The sequence below is a fragment of the Falsiroseomonas sp. genome (genome assembly GCF_041690465.1).
Taxonomy (GTDB): domain Bacteria; phylum Pseudomonadota; class Alphaproteobacteria; order Acetobacterales; family Acetobacteraceae; genus Falsiroseomonas.
In genome coordinates this window covers 37,888-59,332 of sequence record NZ_JAWLHG010000034.1, presented here as the reverse complement: position 1 = coordinate 59,332, position 21,445 = coordinate 37,888, and the positions used below count along the sequence as shown (strand labels likewise).

The following is a 21,445-nucleotide window of genomic DNA, read 5'->3' as shown; positions in this document are numbered from 1 at the left end:
CACCATCGGCCGCATCGTCGACGCCTTCACGCCTGGGGAGTGCGCCAACTACTTCGCCGCTGCCGGCTACGATGCAGACTGATCGGAAACCGCTCTAGGAAGCTGGCGAGGGCAGATCTCGGAGGGCCGGTGAGTGGCTCAGGAACTGCCGACTGGCGCGCTGGCCTGCGGACCCTCGGCAGGCACACCCAATGCTATCGTGGGCTAGACCCGGGCTAGACCTTCATGTCCAGCAGCGAGCCGCGTGGGAGCGGCCCGGAGGGCGGCGGCGGCAGGACGTCCAGCCGGCGCGGCGCTTCCGGCGCGACGGATGGCCCGGCAGGCGCGGAGGACGTGGCGGCGCGCACCGGCACCGCGCCCTGGCTCCGCGAGACCTCCGCCGTGAAGGCGGCGAGCGAGTTCATGCTGATCATGCGCAACACGATAGGCCGCAGGTCTGAACCGCGGGTTAAGCGGGGACGGGAGGCGCGCGGGTCAAGTCCAACTGGCCGCATGCAGGGATGCTATCCCCGCATGCCGTTAACCCTCAAGCAACCTGTGGTGGCAGCCGCGCAATTCCTGCCGGATCGGAAACGGCCCGGGAGAGGCCGGTCAGGCGACTTCGAGCGCCGCCACCCCGGGCAGGGTCTTGCCTTCCAGCCATTCCAGGAAGGCGCCACCGGCGGCCGAGACATAGGTCATCCGGTTCACCACCCCGGCGTGCTTCAGCGCCGAGACGGTGTCGCCGCCGCCGGCAATGGATTTCAGGCCGGCCGAGGCGGTGAGCGCCGCCACCGCCTGGGCCACCGCGACCGTCGCGGAGTCGAAGGGCGGAGTCTCGAAGGCGCCGAAGGGGCCGTTCCAGACCAGAGTCGAGGCCTGGCGCAGCTTTGCCTCCACCAGGCTCACCGTGTCGGGCCCGACATCGAGCGCCATCATCCCGTCCGGCACGCGGTCCACGGTGACGGTTTTGGTCGCCGGGTTGGGGGCGAATTCGGCGGCGACGACCAGGTCGACCGGCAGCACGATCTCGCAGCCATTGGCGGAGGCATCCGCCAGGATCTGCCGGGCGGTGTCGTGCATCTCGGCTTCCTGCAGGGATTTGCCCATCGGATGGCCCTGGGCGGCGAGGAAGGTGTTGGCCATGGCGCCGCCGATCACCAGCACGTTCACCTTCTTCGTCAGGTTGCCGAGCAGGTCGAGCTTGGTGGAGACCTTGGCGCCGCCGACGATCGCCACCACCGGCCGCGACGGGTTGCCGAGGGCCGCGTCCAGCGCCTCCAGCTCGGCCTGCATCAAGCGGCCGGCATAGCTCGGCAGCAGCCGGGCGACGCCCTCGGTGGAGGCATGGGCGCGATGAGCGGCGGAGAAGGCGTCGTTGACGAAGGCATCCGCCAGCTTCGCGAGGCCCTGGGCCAATGCCGGGTCGTTCTTCTCCTCGCCGGGGTGGTAGCGGGTGTTCTCCAGCAGCAGCACCTCGCCGTCCTGGAGCTTCGCCGCAGCGGCCTCGGCCGCGGGCCCGATGCAGTCGTCGGCCCAGGCGACGGGGCGACCCAGCACTTCGGACAGCGCCTCGACCATCGGCTGCAGCGACATCTCGGGCACGCGCTTGCCCTTGGGGCGGTCGAAATGGCTGCAGACGATGACGCGGGCGCCCTTGTCGGCGAGTTCCCGGATGGTCGGCGACAGGCGTTCGATGCGGGTGCGGTCGGTGATGCGCCCGTCGCGCACCGGCACGTTCAGGTCGGCGCGCAGCAGCACCCACTTCCCACGCGGGTCGAGGTCGTCGAGCGTGCGGAAGCGGGGCATGGGTGTATGTCTCCTGGCGGTTGCGACTCGGGATCGGCAGAGGCGCCGCGGCCCCCGCCCTGACCAGCCTTCGGCGTCCCCCCCCCGTCTGCAGGGGGAGGGAGAAGCGGGCGTCAGAGCTTGCCGAGCAGCGCGGCCGTATCCGACATGCGGTTGGAGAAGCCCCACTCGTTGTCGTACCAGGCCATCACGCGCACCAGTGCGCCGTCCACCACCTGCGTCTGCGTCGCGTCGAAGGTGGAGCTGTGGGCGTCGTGGTTGAAGTCGATGCTGACCAGCGGCGCCGTGTTGTAGCCGAGGATGCCCTTCAGCTCGCCCTCCGAGGCCTCCTTCATCGCCTGGTTCACCATCTCCTTGGTGACGCCCGGCGTGTTGAGGTTCACGTCGAGCGAGATCAGCGAGACGTTGGGCGTCGGGATGCGGATGGCGGTGCCGTCCAGCTTGCCCTTCAGTTCCGGCAGCACGAGGCCGACGGCCTTCGCCGCACCCGTGCTGGTCGGGATGGCGGAAACCGCCGCGGCGCGGGCGCGGTGCAGGTCCTTGTGCAGCGTGTCCACGGTGTTCTGGTCGCCCGTGTAGGCGTGGATGGTCACCATGTAGCCGCGCGCGATGCCCCACTTCTCGTGCAGCACCTTCGCCACCGGGGCGAGGCAGTTGGTGGTGCAGGAGGCGTTGGAGACGATCTTGTGCGACGGCTTCAGGATCTTGTGGTTCACGCCATAGACGATGGTCGCCTGCGCGGTGATGTCGGCATGCGCCTCGCCCCAGGTGACGGGCGCGGAGACCAGCACCTTGCGCGGGCCGGCCTGCAGCAGCAGCGAGGCCTTCTCGGAGCTGGTGAAGATGCCGGTGCATTCGGCGGCGACGTCCACGCCCTGCCAGGGCAGCTTCGTCGGGTCGCGCTCGGCGGTCACCTTGATCGGCGCGTAGCGGCGGCCATTCGCGGTGATGAGCATGCTGTCGCCTTCAACCTGCACCTCGCCGGGGAAGCGGCCATGCACGCTGTCGTAGCGGAACAGGTGCGCATTCGCCTCGACGCTGCCGAGGTCGTTGATGGCGACGCATTCCACGTCGTCGCGCCCGCTCTCGATCATGGCGCGCAGCACCAGGCGACCGATGCGCCCGAACCCGTTGATCGCGACCTTCACCGCCATGTCCGTGCTTCCCTTCCCGATTATCCGACCAGCCGCTTCTTCACGGCCGCGACCGCGGCCTCCGCGGTGATCCCGAAATGGCGATACAGCGCCTCGGCCGGCGCGCTGGCGCCGAAGCCCTGCATGCCGATGAACACGCCATCGGGGCCGAGCCAGCGTTCCCACCCCATCGGCAGGGCCGCCTCGATCCCGACACGCAGCGCTTCCCCGAGCACCATCGCCCGGTACCCTTCGTCCTGCAGGGCGAAAAGTTCCCAGCAGGGCAGCGAAACCACCGCGGTCGGGATGCCCTCCGCCTGCAACGCCTCGCGCGCCGCCATGGCGAGGTGCACCTCGGAGCCGGTGGCGATCAGCGTGGCGCGGCGCGCGCCTTCCGCCTCCGCCAGGACATAGCCGCCGCGGGCGGCGCGGTTCTCGCCGGCCTCGGACCGCAGCGCCGGCAGGTTCTGCCGCGACAGCGCCAGCACGGAGGGGCCATCGGCGCGCTTCACCGCCAGTTCCCAGCATTCCGCCGTCTCCAGCGCATCGGCCGGGCGGAAGACGCAGAGGTTGGGGATGATGCGGAGGCTGGCCAGCGTCTCCACCGGCTGGTGCGTCGGGCCGTCCTCGCCAAGGCCGATGCTGTCATGCGTCAGCACATGGATGACGCGCTGGCGCATCAGCGCCGCCAGGCGGATGGCGGGCCGCATGTAGTCCGCGAAGACCAGGAAGGTGCCGGAATACGGGATGATGCCGCCATGCAGCGCCATCCCGTTCATCGCCGCGGCCATGCCGTGCTCGCGCACGCCGTAATGGATGAAGCGGCCGCCATAGTTGCCCGGCGAGATCGCCGGGATACCCTTCACATTCGTGTTGTTGGAGCCGGTGAGGTCGGCCGACCCGCCCACCATCTCGGCCACTGCCGGCACCAGCGCCTCCAGCGCGCGCTGGCTGGCGACGCGGGTGGCGAGCTTCGGCTTCTCCTCCGCCTGCTTCGCCCGCAGCGCGGCAAGCGGCTCGTGCCAGCCCTCGGGCAGCTTGCCGGCGATGGCGCGATCGAACTCCTCGCGCTGCGGGTGCCGGGTCAGGCGCTTGAGCCAGGAGCGGCGGGTGCCGGCGCCGCGGCGGCCGGCCTCCTCCCAGCGCGCCTTCAGCCCTTCCGGCACCTCGAAGGGCGGATGGTTCCAGCCGAGCGCGGACTTCGCCGCCTCGATCTCCTTGGCACCCAGCGGCGCGCCATGGCTGCCGGCGGTGCCGGCCTTGGTCGGCGCGGAGAAGCCGATGATGGTGCGGCAGGCGATGATCGTCGGCTTGCGGTTGCGCATCGCCCAGGACAGCGCCGCCGCCACCTCCTCATGGTCGTGCCCATCCACCCGCCGCGTCGCCCAGCCATAGGCCTGGAAGCGCTTCAGCGTGTCGTCGGTGAAGGAGAGCGCGGTGTCGCCATCGATGGAGATGCTGTTGTCGTCCCACAGCACGCAGAGCCGTTCGAGCTTCAGGTGGCCCGCGAGCGAGGCCGCCTCGTGGCTGATGCCTTCCTGCAGGTCGCCGTCGGACACGATCACCCAGGTGCGGTGGTCCACCAGCGACTTGCCGAAGCGCGCCGCCAGCATGCGTTCGGCCAGCGCCATGCCGACCGCGGTGGCGATGCCCTGGCCGAGCGGGCCGGTGGTGGTCTCGATGCCCGGGTGCTCGCCGAATTCCGGATGGCCGGCGGCCGGCGAATGCAGCTGGCGAAACCGCTTCAATTCGTCGATGCCCATGCCCTGCTGGCCCGTGAGGTGCAGCAGCGCGTAGAGCAGCATGGAGCCATGGCCGGCCGAGAGCACGAAGCGGTCGCGGTCGGGCCAGCGGGGATCGGCGGCGTCGTATTTCAGGAAGCGGGTGAACAGCACCGTCGCCGCATCGGCCATGCCCATCGGCATGCCGGGATGGCCGGATTTCGCCGCCTCGACCGCATCCATCGCCAGCGCGCGGATGGCGTCTGCCATGCGCCGCGCCTCGGTGGCGGGGCGGGCGAGCAGTTCGGTTTGGCGCGTCTGGGCCGCGCTGGGCTCGATGCGCGGCAGGGTATCGGGTTCCGTGGTGGCCAAGACAGGGATCCTAACAGGCGCCTCCGGGCGCCGCCGTCATAGAGGCGCCCCGCCGCCCGGACAACCCGGCGCAACGAAGTGCGGATCAGCGCTGCGCGCCGGCCAGCGCTTCCGGGCGAAGGCGGTAGAGCGTCCAGTCCGGCCAGCCTGCCACCCTCTCGGCCAGCGGCGAGGCCTCCAGCGCCGGCCGCCCCGCCGCCGCGCGGATGTCCGCCCCGCGTATCTCGTGCTGCGCGTGGGCGCCATGGCCGCCGCCCGCGCGCAGCTCGAACCTGTCCGCGAGGTAGCGGGCGACGAGTTCCTCCTCGCCCGCCTCGTGCAGATGCTCCGCCATCGGCACGTGCAGCGCGACGTCCGACGCCGGCGCGTCGGCGCTGGTGACGAACAGCTCCGGCGCGCCGGAGCCGACCATCACGTCCAGGAAATCCAGGTTGTCGAGGCTGTCCACCACCACGCGGCCGCCGCCGAGCCGCGCGAGCTCGGCCACCGCGGCGCGGCCGGCCGGCGTGTCGTGCCGCCAGCTCATCGTCTCCCAGTTGAACATCGCCGAGCGGGCGACGCGGATGTCGCGCAGCGCCGGTAGGGCAAGCGCCGGCAGCAGCACCAGTGCCAGCGCCGCGCGGCCCGGCGCTCGCAACCGGGCGGCCACGATATCCGCCAGCCGCACCAGGACCAGTGCACCGAAGGGCAGGGCCAGCAGGATCCAGATGCCGACCAGCCGCCAGCTCGCCGCCAGCGGGGCGCTGCCGCTTGCCAGCATCGCCAGTGCCAGAACCGGCAGCGGCAGGAAGAAGGCGAGGCCGAAGGCGCGCAGCGCCGGGTCGCGACGCGCGAGCGCCAGGAGCGCCAGCCCGCCGAGCGCCGCCGCGGGGTTCCAGGCGAGCTCGCGCCATAGAAGCGGACCGAGCGGGTTGAGCAGCACCGCCTGGGTTGCCGCCTGCTCCCCGGTGATCGCGCGGAACTGCTGCGCGGTGATGGCGAGGTTGTCGAGCGAGCCGTACCAGGCCAGCGAATTGCCGATCCAGAACAGCGGAAAGGCCGACAACAGCACGCCGGCGGCGACAAGCCTTCCGAAGCCCAGCCCGCCGCGCCACCAGCGCCAGGCGAGCATCGCGCCGAGGCAGAGGGCGACGAACCAGGCCTCGTAGCGCACGGCGGTGGCCAGCCCGGCCAGCGTGCAGCCGGCCAGCAGCATCGGCGCGTGGCCCTCGCGCAGCCAGCCCAGCACACGCTCGGCGGCCACCACCAGCAGGAGCAGCATCAGGATATCGGCGAGCGGGACGCTGCCGAGCAGCAGCCGATGCGGCGCGACCAGCGCCAGCAACCCTGTCGCCAGCAGCACGCGCGGATCGTCGGAGAGGCGCCGCGCCAGCAGCAGCAGCGCCAGCAGCAGCCCCAGCCCGAGCGCGACCGAGAACAGCCGCGGCACCCAGACCACATCCCCGTGCAGGTCCAGCGCCAGGCCGAGCAGCAGCCGGTGCAGCGGCGGCCAGATCAAGGGTTCCAGCGCGTTCGCGGGCGTGAGCTCCAGCGCCATCAGCACCCGTGCCGCGTCGTCGTTCGACAACCGCTCGAAGCCGGCGGCCAGCAGTACAGCATGCAGGAAAAACGCCGCGAGCAGCAAGGCCGCGACAAGGCCTGGCGCCCGGCGGCCGGTGGCAAACCCCATCTTTCGGTCTTTTCCCCGTCCCGGCCGCGGACCTCGATCGTATACGTTTTGCTCCGAAGCGCGGTTGCCAAGGCGTGCGCAACGGCCGGTCACGCGATCCGGCGCGGCGCGGGCGGTGGCGCCGCGGGGGCGCTGCCGTTACTCTCGGCGCCATGCAGGACACCGCCACTCCGGAGCCGACGCGCGACGGGCTGCCCCCCATGCCGCCCGGCCCGCCACATGAGGAGAAGCACTTCCCCCAGAACGCGACGGTGCGCGACCTGGTCATCGGCACCGCCGACGGCCTCACCGTGCCCTTCGCGCTGGCCGCGGCGCTCTCCGGCGTGGTGGCGGCCAATCCGCTGATCGTGACCGCCGGCATGGCGGCGATTGCGGCAGGCTGCGTCGCCATGGGGCTCGGCGGCTATCTCGCCGCGCGTACCGAGGCGGACCACTACGCCGCCGAACGTGCGCGGGAGGAGGAGGAGAGCCGCGTCTACCCGGACCGCGAGAAGTGGGAGGTGGCAGCCATCCTCCACCGCTACGGCGTGCGCGGCGAGGTGCTGCGCCAGGCGGTGGAAGCGATCGCCTCCGATCGCAGGAAGTGGGTGGATTTCATGATGCGTTTCGAGCTGGACCTCAGCGAGCCCGATCCGAACCGCGCCGCGAAATCCGCCGCGACGATCGGCGGCGCCTATGTGATCGGCGGGTTGATCCCGCTGTTCCCCTACATGGTGTTCAGCACCACCGCGCCGGCGCTGGTGCTCTCCTCGAGCGTCACGGCCATCGCGTTGTTGGGCTTCGGCTGGCTGAAGGCGCGCGCCACCGGCCTGCCGCCGCTGCGCGGTGCGCTGCAGACGCTCGCCATCGGCGGTGCCGCCGCGATCGTCGCCTTCCTTGTCGCCTCCCTGTTCGGCCACTGAATGGCGGACCAGGAGGGAGAGCGGCCGGCACCGGCCTGGCACGCGCTGCCCGCGTCCGAGGCCCTGGCGCGGCTCGGCAGCACCGCCGAGGGACTGACCGGCGAGGAAGCGGCGGCGCGGCTCGCGCGGCACGGGCCGAACCGGCTGCCGGAGCCGCCCCGGCGCGGGCCGCTCGCACGTTTCCTAGACCAGTTCCGCAACCTGCTGATCTATGTGCTGCTGGGCGCGGCGGCGATCAGCGCGCTGCTCGGCCATTGGCTCGACGCGGCGGTGATCCTGGCCGTCGTGCTGGTCAACGCCATCGTCGGCTTCGTGCAGGAGGGGCGGGCTGAAGCCGCGCTGGCGGCGATCCGAGACCTGCTCGCGCCGCACGCCGCGGTGCTGCGCGATGGCCGCCGGCGGGATGTGGAGGCGGCGGAGCTCGTTCCCGGGGACATCGTGCTGGTCGAGGCCGGCGATCGTGTGCCCGCCGACCTTCGCCTGCTCGACGCGCGCGGCCTGCGCGCGGAGGAGGCGATGCTGACCGGCGAATCGGTGCCCGCCGACAAGGCGCCGGCGCCGGTTGCGGAGACGGCACCGCTCGGTGACCGTGCGCCGCTGCTGTTCTCCGGCACGCTGGTGGTGGGCGGGCAGGGGCGGGGCGTGGTGGTCGCGACGGCGGCCGCCACCGAGATCGGGAAGGTTAGCGCCCTGCTGGCCGGGGTGGAGACGCTCAGGACCCCGCTGCTGCGCCAGATCGACCGGTTCGCGCGGGTCGCCACCGTCGCGATCCTCGCCGTCTCGGCGCTGGCCTTCGGCTTCGCGGTGGCGGCCACCGGGCGCGACATGACGGAAGCCTTCATGGCGGTGGTTGGCCTGGCCGTGGCGGCGATCCCCGAGGGCCTGCCGGCGGTGCTGACGGTGACGCTCGCGATCGGCGTCCGGCGCATGGCCGCGCGCAACGCCATCATCCGGCGCCTTCCGGCGGTGGAGACGCTGGGCGCCGTCGGCATCATCTGTTCCGACAAGACAGGCACCTTCACCCGCAACGAGATGGTGGTCGGCGCCGTCGTGACGCCGGCCGGCACGCTTCACCTGGCCGGCGAGGGCTACGGCCCGGACGCGGAGATCCGCGGCGAGGACGGCGCGCACCCGGCGCCGGCTCCGATGGCGGCGCTGCGCAGCCTCGCCTGCGCGGCTGCGCTGTGCACCGATGCAACGCTTTCCCGCCGCGAGGATGGCGGCTGGGAGGTGCTGGGCGACCCGATGGAGGGCGCGCTGCAGGCGCTCGCCGTGCGTGCCGGCGTGCAGCCGGACCTGCCACGCCGCGACGCCATCCCCTTCGATGCGCGCCACCGCTACATGGCGACGCTGCACGATGCCGAGGACGGCGCGCTGATCGCGCTGAAGGGTGCGCCGGAAGCGGTGCTGCCGCTGACCACGGCCGATCCCGCGCCGTGGCAGGCGGCGGCCGAAGACCTCGCCGCCGAAGGTTTCCGCGTGCTGGCGATTGCCGAGGCACGCCTGCCGCAGCGCGCGGAGCTCGAGTTCGGCGGCCTGCCGCCACTCGACCTGCTCGGCCTGGTCGGCCTGCTCGACCCGCCCCGGCCGGAGGCGATCGAGGCGGTGGCGGAGTGCAAGACCGCCGGCATCCGCGTGAAGATGATCACCGGCGATCATCCCGGCACCGCGCGCGCCATCGCCGCGCGGCTCGGCTTGGCACGCACCGAGCGCGCGCTGACCGGCCACGACCTCGACGCGCTAGACGAGGATGGGCTGCGCCGCGCCGCCGCCGGGACGGATGTCTTCGCCCGCGTCAGCCCGGAACAGAAGCTGCGCCTGGTCACCGCCCTGCAGGCCGAGGGCGCGGTGATCGCGATGACCGGCGACGGCGTGAACGACGCGCCGGCGCTGAAGCGCGCCGATGTCGGCGTGGCAATGGGCCGCAAGGGCACCGAGGCGGCGAAGGAGGCCGCCGACATGGTGCTCGCCGACGACAATTTCGCCTCGATCGCCGCGGCGGTGCGCGAGGGGCGGACGGTCTATGACAACATCCAGAAGGTGATCGCCTGGACGCTGCCGACCAATGGCGGCGAGTCGCTGGTGGTGATCGCCGCGCTGCTGCTCGGCATCGCCTTGCCGATCTCGCCGGTGCAGATCCTCTGGATCAACATGGTCACCGCCGTCGCGCTCGGCCTGACCCTGGCCTTCGAGCCGCCGGAGCGCGACGTGATGTCGCGTCCGCCGCGCGCGCCTTCGGCACCGCTGCTGCCGCGCGTCCTGCTGTGGCGCGTGCTGCTGGTCTCGCTGGTGATGGCGGCGATCGCCTTCGGCCTGGATGCCTGGGCGACGGAGGCGGGGCTGACGGTGGAGGCCGCGCGCACGCTGGTGGTCAATGCGATCGTGGCCATGGAGATCGGCTATCTCTTCGCCGCGCGGCAGGCGCGGCTGTCCGGCCTCTCGGCCGAAGGGTTCCGCGGCACGCCCGCGGTGTGGATCGGCATCGCGATCGTGGCAGTGGCGCAGCTGCTGCTGACCTATGCACCCCCGCTGCAGGCGGCGTTCGGGACGGCGCCGCTCGATGCGAGCGGCATTGGCCTCTGCATCGCCGCCGGCGCGGTGCTGCTGCTGATCGTCGAGGCGGAGAAGGCGCTGCGGCGGCGCCGGGAATAGCGATCGAATCCCTCCCCCGCAGCCGCGGGGGAGGGAGAGACCCGCTCAATTCGGGCTGGGTGCCGGGGCGGGCTGCGGGGCCGGCTGCTGCTGAATCTGCTGCTGCGACCGCAGGCGCTGCTCCGCCTCGGCGATCGCCTGGTTCAACTGCGCCAACCGCGCCTGGTTCTGCGACAGTGCCGCCTCCGCCTGCTGGCGCTGCTGCTGCGCCCGCTGCTCGATCTCGGCGATGGACTGGCGAAGCTGGCCGAGCCGCGCCTCGCCCTCGCGCGCCGCCGCTTCGGTCTGCTGCGCCTGCTGCGACAGCGCTGCCAGGCGCCGCTCCGCCTCGCTCACCGCCTGCTGGCGCTCCTCCAACGCGGCGGCGGCGCGTTCCAGCTCCTCGCGCGCGGCGGCCAGCCGGCGGTCCTGCTCCGTGCCACGCTGCTGCGAGTCGGTGAGCTGGCGCGCCGCTTCCTGCAGCTGCGTCTGTGCCTGCAGCAGGGCGCGCTCGGCCTCGCTGCGTTCAGCGGTGAGACGCGTCGCCTCCTGCTGTGCGCGCTCCGCAAGCTGGCGCCGCTCGGATAGTGCGTTCTCCAGCTCGCCGAGTGCGGTTCTGAGCTGGGCGGCGCGCGTCTCGGCCTCCTGCGCCCCGCTCGTTGCCTGATTGAGCCGCGTTTCGGCCTCGGCGAGTGCGGTGCGGCGGGCGGCGAGGTCGGACTCCGCCAGGGCGAGCTGGTCGTTGAGGCTGCGCAGCCGCTGCGCCGCTGCCGCGGCCGCGGCTTCGCGGCTGGTCATCATCTCCTGCGCGCGGCCGGTCTCGGCGACGATGGTGGCAAGGCGCACCTCGGCCGCCTGCACGGCCGCAGCGGTCTCGGCGGCGCGACCTTCCAGCGTGCGCAGCGCCTCGGCGGTGGCGTCGCGGGCGGCGGCAGCGCGCTGCTGCTCGGCCTCGGCCTGGCCCACCGCTTCCTGCCGCGCGGCCAGAACTTGTTCAGTCTCCTGCACGGACTGACGAAGCTGCGCGAGCTGCGCCTGGGTCTGCTGGGTCTGCTGCATCAGCTGCTCGCTCCGTGCGGTGAGCTGCTGCACCTGCTGCTGCGCCGCTTCCATGGCCTGGCGCGCCTGCCCGCCCTGCGCCTGCGCCTGCTCCAGCGCCTGCTGCACCGCAGCGACCTGCTGGCGGAGCTCCTCCAGCCGCTGCTGCGCAGCGTTCGCCTCGGCGGTGAGCTGCTGGAGGCGCGCCACGGTCTCGGCGAGCTCGCGCTCCGCGACTTCGCGCCGGCGGAGGATGGCAGCCAAGTCACCGGCGGCCTGCCGCTCGGCCGCCAGCGTGCGGTCGAGCCCTGCGATCCGCTCTTCCGCCGCGCGCGCCTGCTGCCGGGCCTCCCGCACATCACCGCCGCGGCTGATGGCGAGCCCCCAGCCGATGATCAGCAGAAGCAGCAATACACCAGCGGCGATCTGGGCTTGGCGAGGCCAGGCGAGTGGATTCATGGGGCGGTCCCGTTCCTGCGTGCTCGAACGCAGGACATGCTACGGGACGCGGCCGCCGCCACTCACGTGACAGTTGCACCGCATCACGGGTTGGGGAGCGTGCGTCAGATTGCGCGGTTGGCGCGCGCCACCACGGCCTCGAACAGCACCTGGCAGCCGGCTTCCGCCTCCTCCGGGCGGATGCTCTCGGCTTCATTGTGGCTGAGGCCGTCCTTGCAGGGGGTGAAGATCATCGCGGCCGGCACGCGGCGCGCGACATACACCGCGTCATGCCCGGCACCGGAGACGATCCGCCGCGAGGGATGGCCGAGCCGGTCGGCCGCCTGCTGCACCAGCGCGACGCAGTCCGCGTCGAAGGGCTGTGCGGCGAAGCGGAACAGTTCCGTCAGCTCCAGCGTGCAGCCGGTGGCCGCGACCAGCGCCTGCGCCTCGGCCGGGAAGCTCTGCGCGAGATGCTCGATCTGGTCGGTGTCGGGATGGCGGAACTCGACGCTGAACGCGACCTCGCCCGGGATCACGTTGCGGCTGTTGGGCAGAACCTTGAGGAAGCCGACGGTGCCGCGGCCGTCATCGCCGCGTTCCCGCATGCGCTTGTCCACCAGCTCGATCACCCGGGCGGCGGCGAGCAGGGCGTCCTTGCGCGCATAGGGCGGCGTGGTGCCGGCATGGCTGTCCTGGCCAGTGATGCGCGCATCCCACCACACCTGCGCCTGTGCGCCGGTGACCACGCCGATCAGCCGGTCCTCCTTCTCCAGGATCGGGCCCTGCTCGATGTGCAGCTCGAAATAGGCGTCCGCCGGAAAGGGTTCGGCCTTGTGCGGCCCCTTGTAGCCGATCGCCTCGAGCGCCTGCTCCACCGTGACGCCGTCCACGTCCCTCAGGCCGTAGACCTTCGGCAGCGGATAGACGCCCGCCCAGGCGCCGCTGCCCATCAGCGAATGGCCGAAGCGGCTGCCTTCCTCGTCGGTCCAGTTCACCAGCTCCAGCGGCGCCTCGGTGGTGATGTTGAGGTCGTTGAGGGTGCGCATCACCTCGAGCCCGGCGATGACGCCGAGCGCGCCGTCGAATTTCCCTCCCGACGGCTGGCTGTCGAGGTGGGAGCCAAACAGCACCGGCTTGCGGGCGGGATCGCGCCCCTCGCGGCGGGCGAACATGTTGCCGATGGCGTCAACCCGCACCGTCAGGCCGAGCGCCTCGCACCATGCGGTGAAGCGTTCGCGGCCCTGCCTGTCCACCTCGGTCAGCGTCAGCCGCTTCACCCCGCCTTTCGGCGTGGCGCCGATCTCGGCCATCGTCATCAGGCTGTCCCACAGCCGCTTGCCGTCGATGCGCTGGTTGGTGCCCGACACCGTGCTCATCCCCTTCCGATCGCCTGGAATTCTGGATTGGGCGTCAGGTCGATGGCATTCGCAAGCCGGTTCGACATGGAGAAGAAGGCCGCGATGGCGCCGACATCCCAAACCTCGTCCTGCGTCAGCCCCGCCGCCGCAAGGGCCGCGCGGTCCTCGGACGAGACCAGGTGCGAGGCCGTGGCGACCTTCGTCGCATAGTCCAGGATGGCGCGGCTTCGCGCCGGCAGCCGCGCCTTGCGCCAGTTGGCCGCGATCTTCTCGCTGATCGCCGGGTCCTTGGCGCGCACGCGCAGGATCGCGCCATGCGCGACCACGCAATACTGGCACTGGTTGCCGATCGAGATGGCGACCACGATCATTTCGCGCTCGGCGGCCGTCAGCCCCTCGCGCTTGCCCATCAGCGCGTCATGGTAGGCCATGAAGGCGCGGAACTCCTCCGGCCGCCAGGCCAGCGCCAGGAAGATGTTGGGAATGAAGCCCGATTTCTCCTGCACCGCCAGGATGCGGGCGCGGACATCCTCCGGCAGGGAGGCGAGGTCGGGAACGGGAAAGGCGCTGATCGGGTCGGACAAGGCTATCACACTCCTTGCCGGCGGCGCGCCGGCCTGCGATTCATCGGGGCGAGGAGAACATCACCATGGCCCATGCCCTCGGCGAGCCCGCCGCCCCCGCCCTGCTTCGCAATTCCGCGCTCGACGCGGAAGCCGTGCGCCAGGCGCGCATCGATCTCGCCGCCTGCTTCCGCATGGCTGCCCGGCTTGGCATGCATGAGGGCATCTGCAACCACTTCTCGCTCGTGGTGCCGGGTAGGGACGACCTGTTCCTGGTGAACCCCTATGGCTGGGCCTTCGCCGAGGTCACCGCCTCGCGCCTGCTGGTCTGCGACTACGAGGGCAACGTCATTGCCGGCCACGGCGTGCCGGAGGCGACCGCCTTTTTCATCCATGCCCGGGTGCACAAGAACGTGCCGCGCGCCAAGGCGTGCTTCCACACCCACATGCCGAACGCGACCTCGCTGGCCATGCTGGAAGGCCCGCCGCTGCTCTGGGCCGGGCAGAGCGCGCTGAAATTCTACGGCCGCACGGTGGTGGACGAGAACTACAACGGCCTCGCACTCGACACCGCCGAGGGCGATCGCATCGCGGCCAGCATCGGCGATGCCGACATCGTCTTCATGAAGAATCACGGCGTGATGGTGGTGGGCAACAACTGCGCCGAGGCGTGGGATGACCTCTATTACCTCGAACGCGCGGCGGAGGCGCAGCGGTTGGCGCTTTCGACCGGGCGCACGCTGAAGCCGGTGCCGCCGGCGATGGCCGCCAAGACCTATGCGCAGATGCGCGAGGGCGACCGCGACAGCGCGCGGCTGCATCTCGAGAGCATCAAGCGCATCCTGGCGCGCGAGGAGCCTGATTTCGCGGATTGAAGCAATGCCCGTGAGGCCGCAGGCTGGCCCGCGGCCCGACGCGACCGGGCTTCTGCTGCTGCTCGTCACCGTCATCGGCTGGGGCCTGAACTGGCCGGCGATGAAGGTGCTGCTGGAGGAGGTGCCGCCCTTCTCCATGCGCGTGGTCTGCGCGACCATCGGCGTCTCGCTGCTGTTCGCGATCGCGGCGCGGCGCGGCGAAGCGCTGTCCGTGCCGGCCGGGCTGTTCCCGCGGCTGGTGATGATCTCGCTGCTCAACGTCACCGCCTGGATGGGGCTGGCGACCTTCTCGCTGCTCTGGCTGGCGGCGGCGGAGGCAACCATCGTCTGCTACTCCATGCCGGTCTGGGCGGCGATCTTCGCCTGGCCGGTGCTGGGGGAGCGGATCACGGCGAAGCGCGTGCTGGCGCTGGCGCTCGGCCTCGCCGGGCTGGCGGTGCTGGTGCTCGGGCGCGGCGTGGACGTCGGCATGGAGAAGCTGCCGGGGGTGGCGGTGGCGCTCTCCGGGGCGGTGCTGTTCTCGCTCGGCACGGTGGTGACCAAGCGCTGGCCGGTGGCGATGCCGCCGGCGAGCGCCGCCGCCTGGCAGACCGCGCTCGGCTGCACGCCGCTGCTGGTGGGCGCGATTCTCACCGAGCGGCCGGCGCCGGAGGAATGGTCGGCGCAGAGCTGGTGGCTGCTGCTCTACGGCGGGCTGGGGCCGCTCGGGCTTTGCTATCTGGCGTGGTTCGCGGCGCTGCGGCGCCTGCCGGCCTCGGCGGCGGCGGCGGGGACGCTGCTGACGCCGGTGGTCGGCGTCACCGCGGCGGCCTTCTTCCTGGGCGAGCCGCTGGGGCTGCGGGAACTGGTGGCGCTGGGGCTGATCATCGGCGGCGTGGTGCTGGCCATCCGGGGGTGATCGCCGCATAAGCCGGCCCATGACCGAGCGAGCGTTGATCCGCCTCAACCCCGGTGCCGACCGCCGCGTGAAGGCGGGGCATCCCTGGGCCTTTTCGAACGAGATCGCGATGACGGGGGCCGCGCGCGCCATCGCGCCCGGCAGCGTGGTGCGGCTGGAAGGCGATGACGGCGTGAAGCACGGCGCCTGGCATTTCAACCCGCACAGCCTGATCGCCGCGCGCTTTCTCGATGCCGATCCGGCGGCGCCCTGCGACGCGGCGTGGTTCCGCCGGAAGCTCGCCCGCTGCCTGGCGCTGCGGCAGCGCCTGTTCGACACGCCCTTCTACCGCCTGGTCCATGCCGAGGCCGATGGCCTGCCCGGCCTGGTGGTGGACCGCTATGGCGATGCGCTGGCGGTGCAGGCGAACACCGCCGGCATGGATGCCGCGCTGCCCGCCATTCTTGCAGCGCTGCAGGACCTGCTGGATCCACGCGTGGTAGTGGCGCGCAACGACGCCGCGGTGCGCAAGCTGGAAGGGCTGGACGAAGGCGTCGCGCTGCTGCACGGCGACGATGGCTCGGCGGTGGTTGAGGAAGGCGGGCTGTCCTTCCCGGTGGACCTGCTCGGCGGACAGAAGACCGGCTGGTTCTTCGACCAGCGCCCGAACCGTGCCCTGGTGGCGCGCTTCGCCGCGGGGCACAGCGTGCTCGACGCCTTCTGTCATCTCGGCGGCTTCGGCCTGGCCGCGGCGCAGGCCGGCGCGCGGGAGGTGACGCTGCTCGAACGCAGCGAGCATGCGCTCGACCTCGCCATGCAGGCCGCGTCGCGCGCCGGCTTCGCGGAGCGAGTCACGGCCTTGAAGGCGGAGGCGCTGGAGCACCTGGAACGCATGGCCGCATCCGGCCGCCGCTTCGACGTGGTGATTGCCGACCCACCCGCCTTCGCCAAGACGCGCAAGGACATCCCGGCGGCGCTGAAGGGCTACGCCAAGCTGGCGCGCCTGGCCGCGACGGTGACGGCGCCGGAGGGCATGCTGTTCATCGCCTCCTGCTCGCACCACATCGGCCCGGCGGAATTCGCCGATGCGGTGGCCTGGGGCGTGCACCGCGCGCGGCGGTCCTCGCGCATCCTGGCGAGCGTCGGCGCCGGACCGGACCATCCCGTGCATCCGGCGCTGCCGGAGAGCGCCTATCTCAAGGGCCAGCTGCTGGCGCTGGAGTGATGCGGGCAACGCTGCGATCCGCCTATGCGCGCACTGGCTACGAGGCGGCCGGCATCGTCGTGCGCGTCGGGAAGCACAGTGCGGCGATGGATGCGCTGCTGCGTGCCAACGGCGTGCGTTCGGCGGGATTCGTCACCGCCTGGAACCCATTCAGCCGCCGCATGCCGGAGGGCTGGAACCGGCGCATGCTGGCTCGGCTCCGCGAAGCCGCGGACGGGCGGGTGATCGCGGAAGGCTGGGGCCGCGCCGACGGCTGGGCGGAGCAGCACCTGCTGGTCGCCGGCGACGCAGCCGGAATCGTGGTGCTGGCGCGACGGTTCCGCCAGAACGCCGTGGTGATGGTGGCGCCCGGACGGCCGGCGCGGCTGTCTGCCGTCCGGATTCAGCCGAGGATGGCGTTGGACTCCTCGAACATCCGCTTCGCCTTCTCCACGTCGTAGGGCTGCTCGCGCAGCGTCTCCGGGTCCCATTCGCTGCGCTCCATGCCGAAGAAGTCGCCGCCATAGACATGGATCGCGCCCGTCAGGCGCGGCAGCGGGTTGGTGACGGAGTGGATGATGTCGCGCCCGAGCACCGTCGCATCCCGCGCGCGCAGCGACTTCGCACCGGCCGCCTCCACCGCTCCGACGGGGCCCTCGGGAAGGCGGCGCCAGAAGATGTTGTCCTCCGCGCCGGTGTAGATGCCGATCACCGCCCACATCCGGTGGTTGTGCGGCATGATCGTCATCTGCGGGCCCCAGACCAGGTTGAGGATAGTCAGGTCTGGCGCGCGGTGCAGCGGCGTGATGCCGGCGCGGCTCGGCTCGCCGATGGCCGCCATCAGGGCGCCGGGATCGGAGACGGCGCGCGCCACCACCTCCATCGCGCCGCGCTGTGCGCTTCCCGTCTCGGCCGCCAGGGCGGTCCGGCAATCCTCGATGAACCGCTCCAGGTCGAACATGGCAGAATCCTCCCCGTCGGGCGCCAGCCGTAGCAGGGGATCCTACCGCGGGCGCGGCCGGGAGGTCACTGCCTCACGTGAACGTCACAGGAAGCGCGCGCGCAGGTCCACGCTGCTCTCGCGGCCGAGCTTGTCGAAGTGCTCGGCCAGCCAGCCATCCGCCGCGTCGCGGCCGTACTGCTTCAGCTTGGACAGGAACTCCCAGTCGCCGTTCAGCTTGGTCGAGAGCTTGAACTGGCGCATGCGTTCCTCGTCCTCGATGACATGCAGGAACAGGCGCCGGTAGCGCGGCTGTTCCAGCCTTCCGGCATCCAGCAGGCGCTGCACGAAATCGATCGCGCGCATCTCCGCCATCAACGAGGCATTGAAGCTGATCTCGTTGAGGCGATTGACGATCTCGGTCGGGTGGGTCGGCAATTCCTCGCGTACCGTGGGGTTGAGCTGCACCAGCACGATGTCGGGCGCGCCGCCCTGCTCGTAGAGCGGCCACAGCGCCGGATTGCCGAGATAGCCGCCATCCCAGAAGGGCTCGCCATCGATCTCCACAGCCTTGAAGAATTGCGGCAGGCAGGCGGAGGCGAGCACCACATCCACCGTCACCTCCTCCCGCGTGAAGACCCGCGGCTTGCCGGTGCGGACGGAGGTGGCGGAGATGAACAGCTTGGGACCCCTGCCGGTGCGCAGCACCTCGTGGTCGATCGCCTCTTCCAGCACGGCGCGCAGCGGATTGAAGTCGTACGGCGTCGGGTTGATCTGGTAGGGCGAGAGCATGCGCGTCAGCGTCTCGAAGGTCTGGTAGGCGACCGACCAGGTAAGGTCGTGGCCCCAGATCGCCTTCTCCCAGGGCGTGTTCTGCAGCGGCGACACGGCGAGCCGCGCCGCGGCGTCGCGCCACATCCGGTCCAGCGCGGTGCGCGCGCCGGCGCGTCCGCCCTCGCAGAGTCCCTGCACGAAGACCGCCGCGTTCACCGCCCCGGCGGAGGTGCCGGACACCGCCTCGAACTCCAGCCGGTCATCTTCCAGCAGCCGCTCCAGCACCCCCCAGGTGAAGGCGCCGTGCGTGCCACCACCCTGCAGAGCAAGGTTCAGGCGCTTGAGCGCGACCGGCTTCGCGACGGCCGGCCGGGAGAGCGGGGCGGCGCCGTTGCCGTTGCCGTTCGCCAGCGTCTCCGCCGCTTCCCGGCGGAACTCGTCCTCGATCACTGCGCGATCCAGCCGCCATCCACCGAGATCGGCGCGCCGTTGATCGAGCCGCTGTTGGCGCCGACCAGGAACATCGCCGCCTCGGCGATCTCCTCCACCTCCACCCATTTCTTCGTGGGCTGGCGGTCCAGCAGGTGGTCGGTGAGCGCCACCTCCTCGCTGACGCCGTGCTTCTCGGCCAGTGGCTTGACCTGCGCCTCGGCCAGCGGGGTGCGGACGAAGCCGGGGCAGATCGCATTGCAGGTCACGCCGCTGCGCGCGACCTCGAGCGCGACCGACTTGGTCAGCCCCAGCACCCCGTGCTTGGCCGCGACATAGGCGGTCTTGAAGGGGCTCGCGACCAGGCCGTGCGCCGAGGCGACGTTGATGATCCGCCCCCAGCCCTTCGCCTTCATCCCCGGCAGCGCCGCCTTGATGGCGTGGAAGTTGGAAACCAGGTTGATCGCGATGATCCGGTCCCACTTGTCGTCGGGGAAGTCCTCGACCGGCGAGACATGCTGGATGCCGGCATTGTTCACCAGGATGTCGCAGCCGCCGAGCGCGGCCTGGCAGGCCTGCACCATGGCGCGGATCTCGTCGGGCCTGGACATGTCGGCGGGCGAATAGGGCGCCTCCGCCACGCCCATCGCGGCGCCGACGGTGGCGCGGGCCTTGGCGATGTCCTCCGGCTGGCCGAAGCCGTTCAGCATCACCTTCGCCCCCTCCTGCGCGAAGCGGAGCGCGATGGCGAGCCCGATGCCGGAGGTGGAGCCGGTGACCAGGGCCGTGCGGCCGTCCAGCGTCTTGGCCATGTGCTTGCGTCCTCGGATTGGGTCTTGTCGCGCCGCAGCAAAAGTCGGCGGAAGCGGAAAGGTTGCTCAGGGCAGGCGCCAGAGCAAGCCGACAAGACGTTTAGAGAAGGATGAAAGCAACCGCGGCGCGTAGAAGTCGCCCGCCGCGCGCTTCGCCCCTTCGGCGAACGTCGGATAGGGCAGCACCAGGCTGGCCAGGGCCGACAGCGGCAGCTTGCGGCCGATCATCAGCCCGAACATCCCCGCCATCTCGCCGGCACGCGGCCCGAGCACCCCGACGCCGAGCAGCCGGCCCTTGGGGCTCACCACCAGCTTGACCAGGCCATCCTCCAGGCCTTCGGCCACCGCGCGGTCGGTCTCGGGCAGGGGAAAGCGATAGGGGCGGGGGGCGAGGCCTGCCTCGCGGGCCTCCTCCTCCGTCATGCCGATCTGGGCCAGCTCCGGATCGGTATAGGTGACGCGCGGCAGGGCGGCGTAGTCCACCTTCGCCGGCAGGCGGAACAGCATCCGCCGCGCCAGCACCCCGGCATGCTGGGAGCCCACATGAGTGAAGGCGCGGGGCCCGATCCCGCGCGGGTCGGCAATGTCGCCGACCGCCCAGACCCGCCGGTTGGAGACCGAGCGCAACCCCGCATCGGTGGCGATGCCGCGCGGGGTGGCCTCGATGCGTCCGGCGGCGAGGTCCAGCCCGCGCAGCCGCGGCGTGCGCCCGACCGCGAGCAGCAGGTGGCTGCCGGCGATGCGCCGCCCATCCTCCAGCAGCGCCACCAGACCGGGGCGGTCCGGCTCCACCCGCGCGAGCTTCGCGCCTTCCAGCAGGGTGATCCCGTCGCGCAGCAGGGCACGGCGTAGCCCCTCGACGAGTTCGGGGTCGTCGCGGCCGGCGATTCGCCCGGCCTCGATCACCGTCACCTGGCAGCCGAGCCGGGCATGGGCCTGCGCCATCTCCAGCCCGATCGGGCCGCCGCCGAGGATCAGCAGATGGTCCGGCGCCTCCTCCAGATCGAAGATCGTCTCGTTGGTCAGCCACGGCACCGGGCCGAGCCCGGGGATGTCCGGCACCACCGGTTGGCTGCCGGCGGCGATGACGCAGCGGCGGAAGGTATAGCGCCGGGCGCCTGCCTCGATCTCGTCCAGCGCGGTGAAATGGGCGGAGGCGCGGATCACCTCGACACCCATGCCGCGGAAGCGGGCCTCCGAGTCGGTCGGGGCGATCCGCGCGATGGCGCCGCGGACATGGGCGCGCACGCCTGCCCAATCGACCTCGGGTGGCGGCAGGCGGATGCCAAGGCGGCCGGCGTGGCGGGCGGCGGCGGCGGCATGGGCGGCGGCGAGCAGCGCCTTGGAGGGCACGCAGCCATAGTTCAGGCAGTCGCCGCCCATCTCACCCCGCTCGACCAGCGCCACCTTCAGGCCGAGCGCGGCCGAGAGGGCCGTTGTCGAAAGGCCGGCGGCGCCGGCGCCGATCACCACCAGGTCGAAATCGGGCATGCTGCCTCCTCGGTTCGGGCCGGTGCATAACGCCGGGGCCGAAGGGCGGCCAGCGGCGCGAGGCGGCCCCGGCGGCCGGCGCGGCCGACGACCTTGGTTGACGGCGGGGCGAGCCGATCCCTATACGTCGCGACCTTCGCCGGGGTACGCCTGAGGTTTCCTCACGCGGGCCGCCGGCGGAACCGTTTGCAGGAAGATGGGCCGGATCGCCGGCCGCCCGGGCCGGCGCGCCCGCGGGCGGGATGGCGAAGGGGCCGCGGGAGTTGTCGTCGTGAAGCGTACTTATCAGCCTTCGAAGCTCGTCCGGAAGCGCCGGCACGGTTTCCGCACCCGCAGCGAGACGGTCGGCGGCCGCAAGGTCCTCGCCAACCGCCGCGCAAAGGGGCGGAAGCGCCTCTCGGCCTGAGCGCCGGGCAGGCGAGGCACG

Annotated in this window: 19 protein-coding genes; 7 read left to right on the top strand and 12 right to left on the bottom strand. The window is 71.7% G+C overall.

Annotated elements, in window-relative coordinates; all coding sequences use genetic code 11:
• Positions 1–215: 215 nt before the first annotated feature.
• The 5 genes from ACESM1_RS23480 to ACESM1_RS23460 form a co-directional block, all read right to left on the bottom strand.
• Positions 216–404, bottom strand: a complete 189-nt coding sequence (locus tag ACESM1_RS23480; protein ID WP_372623645.1) for a hypothetical protein — start codon at positions 402–404, stop codon at positions 216–218.
• A 187-nt stretch (positions 405–591) separates the two neighbouring features.
• On the bottom strand, positions 592–1,788 hold the full coding sequence (locus ACESM1_RS23475) for a phosphoglycerate kinase (protein WP_372623644.1): 1,197 nt from the start codon (positions 1,786–1,788) through the stop codon (positions 592–594).
• A 113-nt stretch (positions 1,789–1,901) separates the two neighbouring features.
• Positions 1,902–2,942, bottom strand: coding sequence for a type I glyceraldehyde-3-phosphate dehydrogenase (gap, locus tag ACESM1_RS23470; protein WP_372623643.1), 1,041 nt, complete (start codon positions 2,940–2,942; stop codon positions 1,902–1,904).
• Between the two features lie 20 nt (positions 2,943–2,962).
• Positions 2,963–5,014 (bottom strand): transketolase, encoded by a 2,052-nt coding sequence (tkt, locus tag ACESM1_RS23465; protein ID WP_372623642.1) that lies wholly within the window; start codon positions 5,012–5,014, stop codon positions 2,963–2,965.
• A gap of 85 nt (positions 5,015–5,099) precedes the next feature.
• Positions 5,100–6,683, bottom strand: a complete 1,584-nt coding sequence (locus ACESM1_RS23460) for a hypothetical protein (protein ID WP_372623641.1) — start codon at positions 6,681–6,683, stop codon at positions 5,100–5,102.
• 152 nt (positions 6,684–6,835) lie between these two features.
• Between ACESM1_RS23460 and ACESM1_RS23455 the strand changes: the two genes are divergently transcribed.
• Positions 6,836–7,585 carry a VIT1/CCC1 transporter family protein gene (locus ACESM1_RS23455; protein ID WP_372623640.1) on the top strand — a complete coding sequence of 250 codons (750 nt, stop codon included), beginning with the start codon at positions 6,836–6,838 and terminating at the stop codon, positions 7,583–7,585.
• Entirely contained in the window at positions 7,586–10,237 is a 2,652-nt protein-coding gene (locus tag ACESM1_RS23450; RefSeq protein WP_372623639.1) for an HAD-IC family P-type ATPase, read from the top strand.
• 45 nt (positions 10,238–10,282) lie between these two features.
• On the opposite strand, the gene ACESM1_RS23445 is transcribed toward ACESM1_RS23450, so the two are convergent.
• The 3 genes from ACESM1_RS23445 to ACESM1_RS23435 all read right to left on the bottom strand — a co-directional run bounded on the left by ACESM1_RS23445 (position 10,283) and on the right by ACESM1_RS23435 (position 13,646).
• Positions 10,283–11,713, bottom strand: coding sequence for a hypothetical protein (locus ACESM1_RS23445; RefSeq protein WP_372623638.1), 1,431 nt, complete (start codon positions 11,711–11,713; stop codon positions 10,283–10,285).
• 104 nt (positions 11,714–11,817) lie between these two features.
• A complete protein-coding gene (locus tag ACESM1_RS23440; RefSeq protein WP_372623637.1) occupies positions 11,818–13,071 on the bottom strand; it encodes a Zn-dependent hydrolase in 1,254 nt (417 codons plus the stop codon).
• A complete protein-coding gene (locus ACESM1_RS23435; protein ID WP_372623636.1) occupies positions 13,068–13,646 on the bottom strand; it encodes a peroxidase-related enzyme in 579 nt (192 codons plus the stop codon). Before ACESM1_RS23435 ends, ACESM1_RS23440 begins: the two co-directional genes overlap by 4 nt.
• A 56-nt stretch (positions 13,647–13,702) precedes the next feature.
• On the opposite strand from ACESM1_RS23435, the gene ACESM1_RS23430 reads away from it, so the two are divergent.
• Genes ACESM1_RS23430 through ACESM1_RS23415 form a run of 4 tightly spaced genes read left to right on the top strand, consistent with a single transcriptional unit; the run spans position 13,703 to position 17,033 of the window.
• On the top strand, positions 13,703–14,491 hold the full coding sequence (locus ACESM1_RS23430; protein ID WP_372623635.1) for an aldolase: 789 nt from the start codon (positions 13,703–13,705) through the stop codon (positions 14,489–14,491).
• A 4-nt stretch (positions 14,492–14,495) separates the two neighbouring features.
• On the top strand, positions 14,496–15,389 hold the full coding sequence (locus tag ACESM1_RS23425; protein ID WP_372623634.1) for a DMT family transporter: 894 nt from the start codon (positions 14,496–14,498) through the stop codon (positions 15,387–15,389).
• A gap of 19 nt (positions 15,390–15,408) precedes the next feature.
• Positions 15,409–16,593: a class I SAM-dependent rRNA methyltransferase gene (locus ACESM1_RS23420; protein WP_372623633.1), complete on the top strand. Its 1,185-nt coding sequence runs from the start codon at positions 15,409–15,411 to the stop codon at positions 16,591–16,593.
• The gene (locus tag ACESM1_RS23415; protein ID WP_372623632.1) at positions 16,593–17,033 is read left to right on the top strand and encodes a DUF3293 domain-containing protein; all 441 of its coding nucleotides are present in this window, start codon (positions 16,593–16,595) and stop codon (positions 17,031–17,033) included. The genes ACESM1_RS23420 and ACESM1_RS23415 overlap by 1 nt, the downstream gene beginning before the upstream one ends.
• On the opposite strand, the gene ACESM1_RS23410 is transcribed toward ACESM1_RS23415, so the two are convergent.
• The 4 genes from ACESM1_RS23410 to ACESM1_RS23395 all read right to left on the bottom strand — a co-directional run bounded on the left by ACESM1_RS23410 (position 16,976) and on the right by ACESM1_RS23395 (position 21,018).
• Positions 16,976–17,533 carry a hypothetical protein gene (locus ACESM1_RS23410; RefSeq protein ID WP_372623631.1) on the bottom strand — a complete coding sequence of 186 codons (558 nt, stop codon included), beginning with the start codon at positions 17,531–17,533 and terminating at the stop codon, positions 16,976–16,978. The two genes, ACESM1_RS23415 and ACESM1_RS23410, sit on opposite strands and share 58 nt — an antisense overlap.
• 84 nt (positions 17,534–17,617) lie before the next feature.
• Entirely contained in the window at positions 17,618–18,736 is a 1,119-nt protein-coding gene (locus ACESM1_RS23405) for a patatin-like phospholipase family protein (protein WP_372623630.1), read from the bottom strand.
• Positions 18,733–19,527 carry a 3-hydroxybutyrate dehydrogenase gene (locus tag ACESM1_RS23400; protein WP_372623629.1) on the bottom strand — a complete coding sequence of 265 codons (795 nt, stop codon included), beginning with the start codon at positions 19,525–19,527 and terminating at the stop codon, positions 18,733–18,735. Before ACESM1_RS23400 ends, ACESM1_RS23405 begins: the two co-directional genes overlap by 4 nt.
• Before the next feature lie 66 nt (positions 19,528–19,593).
• Complete coding sequence (locus tag ACESM1_RS23395; RefSeq protein WP_372623628.1) at positions 19,594–21,018, bottom strand: dihydrolipoyl dehydrogenase family protein; 1,425 nt, start codon at positions 21,016–21,018, stop codon at positions 19,594–19,596.
• Between the two features lie 271 nt (positions 21,019–21,289).
• Here ACESM1_RS23395 and rpmH point away from each other — a divergent pair, with 271 nt between their 5' ends.
• A complete protein-coding gene (rpmH, locus tag ACESM1_RS23390) occupies positions 21,290–21,424 on the top strand; it encodes a 50S ribosomal protein L34 (RefSeq protein WP_109870839.1) in 135 nt (44 codons plus the stop codon).
• The last annotated feature ends 21 nt before the right edge of the window (positions 21,425–21,445 follow it).